Here is a 14291-nt window from a genome sequence, read left to right on the forward strand (position 1 = left end):
ATCGGGAGTGCCGCCAGAAGGGATGCCAATGTCGAAAACGGGCGAAATGGGGACGTGGTTGCAGTGGCGGCTGCCCGAACTGCTCGCCGAGTACGGCGTGCCGGGCGCGGCCGTGGCGGTCGGGACGGGCCAGGAGATGGCCGAGGCGGCGGCGGGCGTGCTGAGCACCGCGACGGGCGTCGAGGCCACGACCGACTCGATCTTCCAGATCGGCTCCATCACCAAGGTGCTGACCGCGACCCTGGTCATGCGGCTGGCCGACGAGGGCCGGGTCGACCTCGACCTGCCGGTGCGCGCCTACCTGCCCGAGTTTGCGATCGCCGACGAGCGGGCCGCCCGCCGGATCACCGTACGGCAGCTGCTGTGTCACGTGGCCGGGTTCGAGGGCGACATCTTCACCGACACCGGCAAGGGCGACGACTGCATCGCCGCCTACCTGGACGTGCTGGGCGAGGTGCCGCAGCTGTTCGAGCCGGGCGCGATGTTCTCCTACAACAACGCGGGCTTCTGCGTGCTCGGCCGCCTGGTCGAGGTCGTGCACGGCGAGCCGTTCGACGCCTGTATGCGCACGCGCCTGTTCGAACCGCTCGGCATGACGCACGCCGCCTGCGACCCGTACGAGGCGATCGTGCACCGGGCGGCCGTCGGGCATGTCGAGAACGCCGAGTCCGGCGGGCTTGAGCCGACGCGCGTCTGGGCGATGGCACGTTCCAACGCGCCCGCCGGTTCGATGCTGGCCATGCGCGCCCGCGACCTGCTGGCCTTCGCCCGTATGCACCTCGCGGGCGGCATCGGCCCCGGCGGCGAGCGGGTCCTGAGCCTGGCGGCCGTCACGGCGATGCGGCAACCGCAGATCCAGCAGCCCGACATCGCCCAGGGGGCGGCCTGGGGGCTCGGCTGGGAGCTGTTCGACCTGTCGGGACCCGTCGTGCTCGGCCATGACGGCAACACGATCGGCCAGTCGGCCTTCCTCAGGCTCGTGCCCGATCGCGACCTGGCCCTGGTGCTCCTGACGAACGGCGGAGCACCGAAACGCCTGTTCCGCGCGGTGGCAGGCCACATCCTGCGCGAACTCGCCGAAGTCGCCCTGCCCGAGCCCCCCACGCCTGACCCCGCCGCCCCCACACCCGACGCCTCCCGCTTCACCGGCGTCTATCTGTCCAGCACGAGCGAGACGACGATCAGCACGGACGGGCGGGGACGGCTCTGGCTCGACCGCGTGCCGCTGGGCGAGGCCGCCGAGCTCGGCGATCCGTCCTACCGCACCGAACTGCTCGCCTGGCGCGGCGACTCCCTCATCCCCGCCGAGCCCGAAGGCGGCGTGCACGCGCCCCTGGCCTTCCTGGGCGACGACGGCACCGGCCGTGCGGCGTACCTGCACACCGGGCGGGCCGACAAGCGGTCCCCGTGACCGGCCCCGGCGATCAGTTCGTCCGGCCGGACGAACGCGGCCCCGAAGGTTCGATGCGCGCAACGAACACCACCAGGGGGATCGCGTCCCAGTATCGACGAGTGGATGTGGAGAGCACTGCGGTGAGCACAGCCGTGAGCACGAGCGACACACGCGGTCCCGTGTACGGCGAGCGCGTGCTGACGATCGACAGCCTGTCGGTCGAGATCAGGCGCGGTGAGCGGGTCGTCCGCCCGGTCACCGACGTCAGCCTGGTCCTGCACCGGGGCGAGACGCTCGGCATCGTCGGCGAGACCGGCTCGGGCAAGTCCATGACCGGCCTGGCCATCATGGGCATGCTCCCCTCGGGCGGCAGGGTGACGGCAGGCTCGATCGACTTCGACGGCAGGCAGCTGGTCGGCCTGCCCGCGGCGCGGTACCGGGCGATCCGCGGCAACGACATCGCCATGGTGTTCCAGGACTCGATGACCGCGCTCAACCCGACCCGCAGGATCGGCGACCAGGTGGCCGAGCCGGTGCGCCTGCACCTCGGCGAGTCCCGGCGCGCCGCACGGCGGCGTGCGGAGGAGATGCTCGCCCTGGTCGGCCTGCCGAGGCCCGCCGAACGGCTCGACGACCACCCCCACCAGCTGTCGGGCGGCATGCGCCAGCGCGTGATGATCGCGATGGCCCTCATCTGCGAGCCGCGCGTCGTCATCGCCGACGAGCCCACCACGGCGCTCGACGTCACGATCCAGGCCGAGATCCTCGAACTCCTCGACGACCTGAAGTCCAGGCTCGGCATGTCGATGATCCTGGTCACGCATGACATGGGAGTGATCGCCAGGCATGCCGACCGTGTCGGCGTGATGTACGGCGGGCGCGTCGCCGAGACCGGGCCGACCGGCGCGCTGTTCGAGCGCACCAGGCACCGCTACACGCACGCGCTGCTGGCCTCGATCCCCTCGCTCACCCACGACAGGGGTGAGGAGCTGCACAGCATCCCGGGCGCGCCACCGGACCTGACGACCGTCCTGCGGGGCTGCCCGTTCGCCGCGCGCTGCGAGGCCGCGAGCGACAGGTGCGAGCAGGAGACGCCCCCGCTCACGACCGGCGAGGACGGCCACGCCTACGCGTGCTGGCACCCGGCGTCCGGCCCGGCGACCAGGCGGCGCGCCCGCTTCGTCACCACGCGCGAGCCCGCGCCCGAGCGGGCGGAGCCGAGGCTGCGCGTGGTCGACCTGGTCCGCGAGTACCCCGTGGGCGGCGCCGGGCTGTTCGGCGCGCGCCGCACCGTGAAGGCGGTGTCGGGCGTGAGCTTCGAGGTGGCCGACGGCGAGACGTTCGGGCTGGTGGGCGAGTCGGGCTGCGGCAAGTCCTCGCTCGGCAGGATGCTGGTCGCGCTGGATCGGCCCACGTCGGGCGAGGTGGTCTTCGAGGGCGAGACGGTCAGCCGGATGAGCGCGCGTGCGCTCGGTGCTCGCCGTACCCGGTTGCAGATGATGTTCCAGGACTCCAACGCCTCGCTCGACCCCCGGATGCGCATCGGCACGATCCTGCGGGAGCCGATGGCCATCCAGGGGGCGGGCGGCCGGGCCGAGCGGACCGCGCGTGCGCTTGAGCTGCTGCGGGACGTGGGGCTGCCCCCGGGCGTCATGGAGCGCTACCCGTATGAGCTGTCCGGCGGGCAGCGGCAGCGCATCGGGCTGGCCCGCGCGCTCGCCCTCGACCCGAAGGTGCTGGTCGCCGACGAGCCGGTCAGCGCGCTGGACGTCTCCATCCGCTCCCAGGTGCTCAACCTGATGCGCCGACTGCAGCTGGAGCGCGGGCTCAGCAGTGTGGTGATCTCCCACGACCTCGCCGTCGTGCGGTATCTGGCCGACCGGGTCGGCGTGATGTACCTGGGCAAACTCGTCGAGACCGGGAGCACCGAAGAGGTGTACCGGTCGGCCGCGCACCCCTACACGGCCGGGCTGCTCGCGGCCGTGCCCGAGGCCGATCCGTCGACGCGTGGGCCCGGCCCGGACACACGGGTACGCGGCGAGCTGCCCAGTCCGATCGATCCGCCGAGCGGCTGCCGCTTCCGTACCAGGTGTGCGCTGGCGAGCGGGCGGTGCGCCGAGGTGGAGCCGGTGTTGCGGCCGGTCACCGGCACCCACCAGGTCGCCTGCCACCACCCGTTGCGTCCGGCGGCGATCTCGCACGGAGAGGCACAGCGCCCATGACCTGGTACGTCGTCCGGCGGCTGGCGATCTCGCTGCTGGTCCTGCTCGGCATCTCGGTGGCGGTCTTCCTGCTGCTGCACCTGGTCTCCGACAGCCCGGGACGCGTCGTGCTCGGCCAGCGGGCCACGCCCGAGGCGGTGGCGGCCTTCAACCACGAGCACGGCTTCGACCGGCCCGTCGTCGTGCAGTACTTCACCTACCTCGACCAGCTCCTGCACGGCGACCTCGGCCGCTCCTACAAGCTCAACGAGAACGTCTCCACCCTGCTGTGGCAGAACGCCGGTCGCAGTGCGATGCTCTCGCTCGCCGGGCTGGTGCTGGCCCTGGTGATCGCGGTGCCGCTCGGCATCCTGCAGGCCGTCAGGCGCAACAGCGTCACCGACAGGCTGGCCACCGCGGTGTCGTACGTGCTCTACGCGACGCCCTCGTTCCTGCTCGGGCTGATCCTCATCGCCCTGTTCAGCCAGGCGCTGCCGATCTTCCCGGCGGAGGCGTCGCAGTCGCACTCGCCGTGGGTGGTCTTCACCGATCCGCGTGCGATGGCGCTGCCGGTCATCACGCTGGCGGTGACCAGTGTCGCGATCTTCGCCCAGTACCAGCGCTCGTCGGCGCTCGACCAGCTCGGCCAGGACTACATCCGGGTCGCGCGGGCCAAGGGGCTGCCCGAACGGCTGATCCTGGTGCGTCACCTGCTGCGCAACGCCTGCCTGCCGCTGGTCATGCTGGTCGGCACGCTCATCCCGACGCTGCTGGCCGGAAATCTGATCGTCGAGTCGCTCTTCAACTATCCGGGGCTCGGCCTGCTGTTCCTCAACAGCCTGCAGCGCGAGGACTACCCGGTGCTGCTGGCCTACACCCTCATCGGCGGCGTGCTGACCGTGGCGGGCAACCTCGTCGCCGACGTCCTGGTCGCCTCCGCCGACCGCCGAATCGAGCTGAGAAAATGACCGCACACGAGGCGGCGGCCACGACCGTCGCGCCCCGGGGCCGTAGCCCGGTCCTCGCCGCGCTGCGCCGCCATCCGCTCGGTCTCGCGGGCGGCCTGCTGCTCCTGCTGCTCGTCGGGTTCTGCTTCCTCGGCCCGGTGTTCTACCCGACCAACCAGACCGAGGTCGACCTGGTCAACGCGGCGCTGCCGCCGGGTCCCGGGCACCCGCTCGGCACCGACACCAACGGGTTCGACGTGCTGGGCAGGCTGATGGCCGGAGGCCAGGTCTCCCTGCAGATCGGCCTGCTCGCCGCCCTGTTCGCCACCACGATCGGCACCGTGTACGGAGCCGTCGCCGGGCTGGCCGGAGGGGTGGTCGACGGGTTCCTGATGCGGCTGGTCGACATCATGCTGTCGATCCCGTTCCTGTTCTTCGTCCTGATCCTGTCGGCCAGGTTCCATGCCAACGCGCTCGCGCTGAGCCTGGTCATCGGCGGGTTCTCCTGGCTGGTGTCGGCCCGGTTGGTGCGCGGGGAGGTGCTGACGCTCAGGGTCAGGGAGTTCGTGCTGGCCGCGAAGGTGATGGGCGCCTCCCGCAGGCGGATCATCCTGACGCACCTCATCCCGAACGCGCTCGGCGTGATCATCGTCAACATCACCTTCCAGGTGGCCGACGCCGTGCTCGTCGTGGCCGCGCTCGGCTTCCTCGGCTTCGGCCTGACCTATCCGACGGCCGACTGGGGCAGCCAGCTGGCCAGCGGCGTCACCTACATCTCGGCCGACTACTGGTGGCTGATCTATCCGGCGGGCGCCTGCATCATCCTCACCGTCCTGGCACTCAACCTGCTCGCCGACGCGCTCAGGGACGCCGTCGGGCGCCGGGCCGACTAGCACATCTCCGCACCCCCCAGAATCTAGGAGCAAGCAATGACGCACGTGTCCGGTATGCGGCGAGGCCGTCTCGCGGTGGCGCTCACCGCCGGGGTCGCGGTGCTCGCGACCGCGTGCAGCAGCGGTGGCGGCGGCACGACCAAGGACGTCTCCGGCGCCTACAGTGCCAAGCCGACGCAGTCGGGCACGCCGAAGGACGGCGGCACCGCGACGGTCGCCCTGACCCCGGGCCTGAGCCCCAACTACATCTACCCCTACCCGCCCGCGGCGGCCAACGGCACCGTCATCGCCAGAGGCCTGATGTGGCGCTCGCTGTATCGCCCGAGCGGCGAGGGCGACCAGATCTCCGACGCCGAGCTCAGCCTGGCCGACCCGCCCGTCTACAGCGACGACCGCCGAAGCGTCACGATCAAGATGCGCGACTACAAGTGGTCGAACGGCAAGCCGGTCACCGCCGACGACGTCGTCTTCTCGCTGGCCCTGCTCAAGGCGGCACTCGCCGAGAGCCCGGCCAACTGGAGCTTCTACACGCCCGGCCAGTTCCCCGACGGCGTCACCGCCCAGGCCACCGCGCCCGACACGCTCACCCTCACGCTGGAGACCGCCTACAACCCGTCGTACCTGATGTCGATGCTGACGCTGCTGTACGTCATGCCGTCGACGGAGTGGAACATCGCCGAGACCGGCGGCCCGCACCTGGACTACGAGCAGGCCAAGAACGCCAAGGCGATCTACCGCTACCTCACCAAGCAGTCGGAGTCGCAGTCGACGTTCGCCACCAACCCGCTCTGGCAGGTCGTCAACGGCCCGTACCGGCTCAAGAGCTTCGACTCCACGACCGGCTCGTTCTCGCTCTCGCCCAACGAGAGCTACAGCGGCCCCGGCGACTCGCGTCTCGACCAGGTCGACTTCAAGGCCTTCACCTCGCCCGCCGCCGTGCTCAACCAGTTCAAGGCGGGCAACCTCACCGTCGGCACGCTCGACTCCAGCTACGTCACCCAGATCGACGAGCTGAAGGCCAAGGGCTACAACGTGTACGGCGCGCCCGCTCCGGCCAGGTTCGACGCGCTGACCATCAACTTCGGCAACACCACCGGCAACTTCGACAAGGTCGTCGCCCAGCCGTATGTCAGGAAGGCCCTGCAGCACCTGATCGACCAGCAGGGCTACATCGCCAGCCGGGGCATCTACAACGGAGCCGGATCGCCGAACTACAGCACGGCCGGCCACGACTCGCCCTACCCTCCGGCGTTCGGCGACAAGCCGCCCTACCCCTACGACCCGGCGGCGGCGCAGAAGCTGCTCACCGACAACGGCTGGAAGGTCACCCCGGGCGGCGCCACGACCTGCGAACGGCCGGGCACGGCGGCGGGCGAGTGCGGCGACGGCATCCCGAAGGGCCAGACGATCGGCTTCACGCTGGCCTCGGCCAACAGCCCGGCCTTCGTCGGCGCCAGGGACGTCGCCTTCGCCTCGGCGGCCAAGAAGCTCGGCATCGACATCAAGATCGTCACCAAGTCGCTCAACTACATGTACGCCAACTACGGCAACACCTTCGCGCCCGCCACCAAGAACGAGTGGGCGATGCAGGACTACGGACCGCTGTACCTGGCGGCCGGGTACCCGAGCAGCAACACGGTGTTCAACACCGAGGGCAGCTTCAACCTGGGCAGCTACCGCAACGCCGAGGTGGACAAGCTGATCGAGGCCTCGACGTTCGGCGAGGACGGCAAGGCGCTGGGCGCCGAGGTGAACGCCCTGGCCGAGGACCTGCCGGTGCTCTTCTTCCCGACGCCGCACACGCTGGTGGTCTGGAAGAACACACTGTCGGGGCCGCAGTCGTCGTTCAACGCGCTGATCAGCTTCCTCTACACGCCCGAGCTGTGGTACTTCCACGACTAGGAGTGCCGATGATCATCGACCTCGACGACCCCGCGGTCCTGCGCGACCTGGTCGGCGACGCCCGTGTGGTGGCGCTCGGCGAGGGTGCGCACAACATCACGCAGTTCGCCGACCTCAGGGACACGCTGCTGCGCAGGCTGGTGACCGAGCTCGGCTTCACGGCCTTCGTGATGGAGTCGGGCTTCCCCGAAGGGCTGGCCGTCGACGCCTGGATCGGCGGCGGCCCGGGCGAGGTCGAGCGGGTCGCCGACGACGGGATCACCTACGGCTTCGGCCGCAGCGAGGCGATGTGGAGGCAGCTGCGCTGGATGCGGGCCCGCAACGCCGCCGGCGGGTCGCGGGTCGGCTTCTACGGCATGGACCTGCCCGGCTCCTCCACCTCGCCGGGCCCGGCCGTGCTGGCCTGCCTGCGGCGAATGCCCTCGCGTCCCGGTGACGAGGAGCTGGCCCGGCTGAGCGACCTGGGCGGGCGCACCGAGGCCGCCGTGCGGTTCGAGGCGATGGGCGCGGCCGGGCGTGCCCGGCTGGTCGAGGGGCTCATGCGGCTGGCCGAACGGGCCGACGCCCAGGACGACCCGGTCGTGCGCAGGTGCGCGGCGTCGTTGCGTGCCTTCGTCGCCGAGCTCGGCGTGCCCGCCGAAGGGCCGTACCCGAGGGAGGTGTTCATGGCCGAGACCGTGCGCTGGGTGCTGGAGCGGGAGCGGCGGGTCGTGGTGAGCGCGCACAACGCCCATGTCAGGCGCACCGCGCTGCACGGCAGGGCGACGATGGGCGGCCTGCTGCAGGAGGCGGGCGTCGCGGCCCTGGTCATCGGGACGACCTACGGGGCCGGGCCCGAGGTCGTCTTCGCCCAGCGCTCGCCGCGTCCCTTCGACTGTGAGGTGAGCCTCGCCGAGCGCACGCTCAGGGCCGACGGCATCGAGGCGCGGCTGCAGCGCCTCGGCCCGCCGGTGGCCGCGGTCGACCTGCGGCGGGCGCCCGCCGCACTCTTCGAGGGCGTCGCCGGTACCCAGACGGCCGGTGGGCTCGACCCCGTCGACGACTTCCGCTCTGCCTTCGACGTCCTCGTCCACGTCCGCGAGGCCACCCGCGTGCCCGGCGCCTTCGAGCGCACGCGCGCGGAGTTCGGCCCTTCCCCCGAGCAGCCGGAGTCACCGTGACCTTCGCCTACCCGCCCGCCCGTACCGTCGAGGTCTTCGAGGACGTCGCGGGCGTCCGCGTGCCCGACCCGTACCGCTGGCTGGAGGAGGAGAGCCAGGAGGTGCGGCTGTGGCAGCGACGCCAGGCCGAGCTCGCCACCGAGGTCGCCTTCGAAGGCCAGGACCCGCAGGCCGTACGTGAGCTGATCCGCGCCTGCGACACCGGCTACCGTCCCGCCGTGCCGAGACACGCGGCCGGTCGCTGGTTCCGCGCCGTGACAGGGGCGCAGGGCGAGGCGCCCGTCGTGGTGGTGGCCGGAACGCCGCTCGGCGAAGGCAGGACGGTGCTCGACCTGGCCGCGTTCGGCACGGCAGGGCGGCCGGCCGTGCTGTCGTGGCTGGCGCCCTCGCCCGACGGGCGGGTGCTCGCGGCCGGGATCTGCGTCGACGGCAGCGAGCACAACACGATCAGGCTGGTCGAGGTGGACACGGGCGAGCTCCTCGAAGGGGCGCCCGAGCAGGTCCTGCACAGCGCGTGGGCCGGAGGCGTGTCGTGGCTGCCCGACAGCGGCGCCTTCCACTTCCTCGCGCTGACCGGCACGCCGGAGGAGTTCAGACAGGCGGTCTTCCGCCACACGCTCGGCCCCGGTCCCGTCACCGCGCTGGAGCCGATCCCGGTGCCCGAGGGCTCACGCGAGTACACGCTGGTGCAGACCGCGCCCGGCAGTCGCTGGGCGGTCGCCTGCCACCGGGTGGGCAGCCCGATCCCCGTCGCCGTGCGCGACCTGTCGGACCCGGGATCGGCGTGGCGGCCCTTCGTCACCTCGTGCGAGGGCATGCTGGCCGGTCATGTCGTCGGGGAGCGCTACATCGCGGTGACCGACGTCGGCGCGGCACGCGGCCGGGTGGTCGCCGTCCCGCTCGACGCCGCCGATCCCGGCGAGCCGTCGGGGTGGACCGAGCTCGTGCCCGAAGGCGACACGGTGCTGCGGTCGCTGACGCCGGTGGGGGAGTACCTCTATCTGAGTGAGTTCGACCGGACGTTCGCCAGGGTGCGGATCATCGACGGCTCCGGCGCGGTCGTGGGCGAGGTGCCGCTTCCCGGTCGCGGCGCCGTCGCGGCGCCGTTCTTCGCCCTGACCGCGCTGGCGGCCGGGACGCCCTGCGACGACTTCGTCTTCTCCTTCTCCACCCTGACCAGCTCGTGGGGCCTGTACCGTCACCGTCCAGGCTGGGCGGAGACCGAGACGCTGTCGCCTCCGGCGATCACGCTCGACGCCGTGGTCGAGGAGGGCACGGCGCTCGCCGCGGACGGGGTGGAGGTGCCCTACCACCTCGTACGGCGGGCCGGAGCGGGCGGCGGGCCCGAGCCGGTGCTGATCTCGGCGTACGGCGCGGCCAATGTGCCGACGTTGCCGCAGTACCAGCCGGACCTGGCGGCATTCGTGGCCTCGGGCGGCGTGCTGGTGCAGGCGTACCTGCGGGGCGGCGGCGAGTTCGGCAGGGACTGGTACCTGGCCGCGCACCGCGAGCGCAGGCACGTGCGCGACGACGACCTGGTCGCGGTCGCCGAGCACCTCATCGCCGAAGGCCGCACCGAGCCGGGCAGGCTGGCGGTGACCGGCGGCTCCGACGGCGGCCTGATGTGCGGTGTGGCCGTCACCACCAGGCCGGACCTGTGGTGCGCCGTGCTGCCCAGGGCGCCGCTGCTCGACCTGATCGGCGGGACCCGCGATCCCTATCTGGACTTCGTCATCCGCAAGGCGTGGGCGGACCCGGACGACCCGGAGCAGGTGCGCAGGCTGCTGGGGCGCTCGCCGTACCAGCTGGTGCGGCCGGGGCGCTTTCCCTCGGTCTATCTGCAGGCGGGGGCGGCCGATCCGAGGTGCCGGCCGTGGCACGCGCGTAAGTTCGCCGCGCGGTTGCAGGCGGCGCAGCTCGGGCCCGCGCCGATCCTGGTGCACGTCTTCGACGACGCGGGGCACGGCGCGGCGACCTCGCACGACGTCGCGCTCGCCCAGGACGCCGAGTGGCTGGCCTTCCTGATCAGGACGCTCGGCCTTCGGGAGCGTTCCAGTCCCCGGGAGCCGATCTGATCGCCATCAGGCGCAGCTGCAGCATGGCCGAGAGCCGGTCGTTGGGCGCGCCGAGGTCGATGTCGCCGACCTCGGCCGCCCTGCGCAGCCGGTAGCGGAAGGTGTTGGGGTGCACGTACATCGCCGCGGCGGCCACGGCGACGTCGCCGAACGCGTCGAGCCAGGCGCTCAGCGTCTCGACCAGGCTGCTCTGGTGCTCCCTGTCGTAGGCCACGACACGGGCGACCGAGCCGCTCGGGATGTCGCCGCGCGGCACGATGTCGGCCAGCTCCAGCAGCAGCGCCTCGACGTGCACGTCGTCGAGCCTGGCCACCTGCCGCCCGTCCACCCCGGAGCGCAGCACCCGCAGCGCACGCTCGGCGCCCTGCCGCGAGCGGGCCAGCGCCGAGCTGTCGGCGGCGGCCTGCCCCACGCCGATCAGCGGCCGCAGCCGCGAGCCGACACGGGCAAGGAACTCCGAGGCCACGAGCACGGCACGCTCCTCGGCGCCCTGCGGCAGGATGCCGTAGGCGACGTCGCCGATGAGCGCCGCCGCCGCCCTCGGATGCACGGCCGACAGGTGCATGGCGAACGCGTCGGCCAGCCGTTTGCGCTCGGCGGCCAGCTGCGCGGGCAGCGGCGGCTCACCGGCCGGGCCGACGACGGTGAGCACCAGCACGACGGCGGGCTCGTCCTTCAGCCCCAGGCGGCGCACGGCCTCCAGCGACCCGGGCCCGCTCTCCAGCGCGGTGCTGAGCAGCTCGGCGCGTAGCCGCCGCTCCATGTCGGCGTCGGCGCGCTGCCACACCATGTGCATCGCGACCAGCTTGGAGGCTTCGTACAGCGCCTCGTCGCGCTCCTCGCTCAGCGGCTCGGGCACGACGACCCAGATCGTGCCGAGGATCTCGTCACCGGCGCGCACCGCGATCGCCGCACGCGGCAGCTCGGGCGGGTGCGAAGGGTCGCCGGGCTCGGGCAGCGGCGCGACGAAGACCGGCCTGTCGCTGCGGTAGATCTGCTGGAAGACCCCGCGCTCCTCCAGGATGCGGGTGTAGTGGCCGGGCACCTGACGGCCGAGGATCGTCTGGACCCGGGAGGCGTCGGTCTCCTCCTGCATGCTGGAGAAGGCCAGCAGGCGCGAGTTGCGGTCCTCGATCGTGACGGGCGCGTCCAGCAGCGAGGCGATGGCGTTGGCGACGGCGAAGAGGTCGCCCGACCTGATCCGGCCCACCGTGTGCGGCCCGGCCTCGTCCTGGCCCGAGTCGGCGGTGAGCGTCCTGAGCATGCCGGTCAGATGCGTCCACGACGCGCCCCTGGCGAAGGCCAGCACCGCGACGCCGGACTCGCGCGAGGCGGCCAGCAGCCGGTCGCCCGCCTCGACCGGCGCGCGGACCACGAGCCCGGCGGCGCCGTGCCCGCCGAGCTGGGTCACCACCTTGACGATGTCGTCGGGCTCGTGCAGCCCGACGCCGAGCACCAGCGCGCCCTCGGGCAGCTCGGGCTCGTCGAGCGGGTCGTAGATGACGACGCCGCCGATGTCGCCCGCCTGCCCGGCGTCGCCGCAGACCACGTCGAGCAGGGTGGAGCCGAGTTCCTCCAGGACACGGGCGAGGCTGGCTCGCGGGAGGCCGGTCACGTGGACACGCACACGCCCGAAGCTAGCTCAGCCCGGGTGCCCCGCCGTTCGTTCCGCATGACGAAATCATGCCATCCGGCTTGTCGGGGCAGACAGGTCAGGGGGTGCGCGACGGCAGCCAGACGCTGGCGACCGTCATCTCCTCCAGCACCTCGGGGATCGGGGCGACGCCGAGGCCCGGCCCGGTGGGAACGGCGAGATGACCCTCGTCGAGGCGGAACGGCGTGGTGAGGTCGGTGCGGTAGTAGCGATCCGACGCCGAGGTGTCGCCCGGCAGGGTGAAGCCGGGCAGTGCGGCCAGCGCCACGTTCGCGGCCCGGCCGATCCCGGTCTCCAGCATGCCGCCGCACCACACGGGCACGTCGTGCGCGGCGCACACGTCGTGGATGCGCCTGGCTTCGAGGTAGCCGCCCACCCGGCCGGGCTTGATGTTGACGATGCGGCACGCGCCCATCGCGATCGCGTCGGCGGCGGCGCGTGCCGAGACGATCGACTCGTCCAGGCAGATCGGCGTGGTGAGCCGCTCGGCCAGCATGGCGTGCCCGATGAGGTCGTCCTCGGCCAGCGGCTGTTCCAGCAGGAGCAGGTCGTAGGGGTCGAGCCCGGCCAGATGCCCGGCGTCCGACCTGCGGTAGGCGGTGTTCGCGTCGACCTGCAGGGCGATGTCGCCGAAGCGTTCGCGTACGGCGCGGACCGGCTCGACGTCCCAGCCGGGCTCGATCTTCAGCTTGATCCGCAGGTACCCGGCGTCCAGGTACGCGCCGACCGTGTCGAGCAGTTCGCCGATCGACCCGGTGATGCCCACCGACACCCCGCACGGCACCCGGTCGCGCACGGCCCCGAGCGCCTGGCCGAACGACATCCCGGCGGCCCGCAGCTCGGCGTCGAGCACGGCCGTCTCCAGGGCCGCCTTGGCCATGCGGTGTCCCTTGAACGCCGACAGCGCGGGCGCGACCCGGTGCGCCGACACCTCCCGCGCGCCGTGGAGCGCCGGGACCAGGTAGCGGCTCAGCACGTCGGCCGCGGCGTGCGTGTACTCCGACGAGTACAGCGGCGCCGTGCCCGCACCGCACTCGCCCCAGCCTTCGGCCTCGTCGGTGACCACGCGCAGCACCAGCGCCTCACGCACGGTCTCGGTGCCGAACGAGGTGCGGAAGGGGGAAACGAGCGGCACCCGGATGGTGCGGATCTCGACTCCGGTGAGCTTCACTGCGTCTCCTGTCTGTCCATGACGTACCAGCCGGCCCGGTCGAAGCCGCGTACCCGGGCGCCGGCGTCCAGCAGTGCGCCGAGCACGTCGCGCAACGCCGTGCGCCACTCGGCCGCGCGGGCGGGATCGTGCTCGCGCATCGCCTCGACGTCACCGGGCACGCCGACGAGCACGACGCGCGCGTCCGCCCGTCCGGCGATCGGCCCGCCGGAGTCCGACACGCCCAGCGCCACGGCCGCGCCCTGGGCCAGTGCGGCCCCGGCGTCGGTCAGCCTGGCCGTGCCAGCGCAGGCGGCCACCGCGTCCGGCGACTCCAGCCGCCAGCGGATGAGCACCCTGTCGGTGTCGTCGGCGCGGTTGATGTCGTCGTCCATCGGGCCGTAGAAGTTCGGCAGGTACTCGTCGGGGTCCGCGGCCAGCTTGGCGATGTTGAAGTAGGCGTTGCGCCTGACCAGCGGGTCGAACGTCCAGCACACCTCGCCGACGCCGCGCGACATCGCCCAGGCCCGCTGGTGCAGCTTCAGTGCGAACCCGACGTTGCGCCCCTGCATGCGGGCCAGCACTCCGGCGATGTGACTGTGCAGGGCCTCGCGCGCCGGAGGGGAGAAGAAGCCGAAGCAGGCGCCGACCATCTCGCCGCGTTCGAAGGCGCCGCTGACATAGCTGCCCGCTTTGGCCATGGCGACGAGCAGATCGGCCGTCACGGGCGGGTTGTTCTCGCCGGTGCGCCAGATGTGCTCGTACAGGCGGCGGACGGCCTCCAGGTCGGCGACGCTGTCCAGCGGGCGGATGTCGACGCCTGCCAGGCGCGCGGCCGTCTCGGCTGCCGCCCATGCCGTCTCGACGGGCACGTACGTGCGGCGGTCGCGGATGAGATCAGTCACGGCTGTCATGG

At 72.2% G+C, this 14291-nt stretch carries 10 protein-coding genes; 7 read left to right on the plus strand and 3 right to left on the minus strand.

Annotated features, from left to right (window positions below; translation table 11 throughout):
• Nucleotides 1-46 precede the first annotated feature (46 nt).
• The 7 genes from ACTWNK_RS05570 to ACTWNK_RS05600 all read left to right on the plus strand — a co-directional run bounded on the left by ACTWNK_RS05570 (nt 47) and on the right by ACTWNK_RS05600 (nt 10571).
• Nucleotides 47-1411: a serine hydrolase domain-containing protein gene (locus tag ACTWNK_RS05570; RefSeq protein WP_474302435.1), complete on the plus strand. Its 1365-nt coding sequence runs from the start codon at nt 47-49 to the stop codon at nt 1409-1411.
• A gap of 122 nt (nt 1412-1533) precedes the next feature.
• Nucleotides 1534-3615 carry a dipeptide ABC transporter ATP-binding protein gene (locus tag ACTWNK_RS05575; RefSeq protein ID WP_474302436.1) on the plus strand — a complete coding sequence of 694 codons (2082 nt, stop codon included), beginning with the start codon at nt 1534-1536 and terminating at the stop codon, nt 3613-3615.
• On the plus strand, nt 3612-4562 hold the full coding sequence (locus ACTWNK_RS05580; protein WP_474302437.1) for an ABC transporter permease: 951 nt from the start codon (nt 3612-3614) through the stop codon (nt 4560-4562). The genes ACTWNK_RS05575 and ACTWNK_RS05580 overlap by 4 nt, the downstream gene beginning before the upstream one ends.
• Nucleotides 4559-5434 carry an ABC transporter permease gene (locus ACTWNK_RS05585; protein WP_474302438.1) on the plus strand — a complete coding sequence of 292 codons (876 nt, stop codon included), beginning with the start codon at nt 4559-4561 and terminating at the stop codon, nt 5432-5434. The genes ACTWNK_RS05580 and ACTWNK_RS05585 overlap by 4 nt, the downstream gene beginning before the upstream one ends.
• Nucleotides 5435-5470: 36 nt before the next feature.
• Nucleotides 5471-7336, plus strand: coding sequence for an ABC transporter substrate-binding protein (locus ACTWNK_RS05590; protein WP_474302439.1), 1866 nt, complete (start codon nt 5471-5473; stop codon nt 7334-7336).
• An 8-nt stretch (nt 7337-7344) separates the two neighbouring features.
• Complete coding sequence (locus ACTWNK_RS05595; RefSeq protein ID WP_474302440.1) at nt 7345-8496, plus strand: erythromycin esterase family protein; 1152 nt, start codon at nt 7345-7347, stop codon at nt 8494-8496.
• Entirely contained in the window at nt 8493-10571 is a 2079-nt protein-coding gene (locus ACTWNK_RS05600; protein WP_474302441.1) for a prolyl oligopeptidase family serine peptidase, read from the plus strand. Before ACTWNK_RS05595 ends, ACTWNK_RS05600 begins: the two co-directional genes overlap by 4 nt.
• Here ACTWNK_RS05600 and ACTWNK_RS05605 read toward each other — a convergent pair.
• From ACTWNK_RS05605 to ACTWNK_RS05615, 3 genes are all read right to left on the minus strand, one after another.
• Entirely contained in the window at nt 10522-12198 is a 1677-nt protein-coding gene (locus ACTWNK_RS05605) for a PucR family transcriptional regulator (RefSeq protein WP_474302442.1), read from the minus strand. The genes ACTWNK_RS05600 and ACTWNK_RS05605 overlap by 50 nt on opposite strands.
• Nucleotides 12199-12283: 85 nt before the next feature.
• Nucleotides 12284-13396, minus strand: coding sequence for an o-succinylbenzoate synthase (menC, locus tag ACTWNK_RS05610; RefSeq protein WP_474302443.1), 1113 nt, complete (start codon nt 13394-13396; stop codon nt 12284-12286).
• Nucleotides 13393-14280 (minus strand): GNAT family N-acetyltransferase, encoded by an 888-nt coding sequence (locus tag ACTWNK_RS05615; protein ID WP_474302444.1) that lies wholly within the window; start codon nt 14278-14280, stop codon nt 13393-13395. The genes menC and ACTWNK_RS05615 overlap by 4 nt, the downstream gene beginning before the upstream one ends.
• Between the last annotated feature and the right edge of the window lie 11 nt (nt 14281-14291).

This window comes from Nonomuraea sp. IBHARD001, from assembly GCF_056106265.1.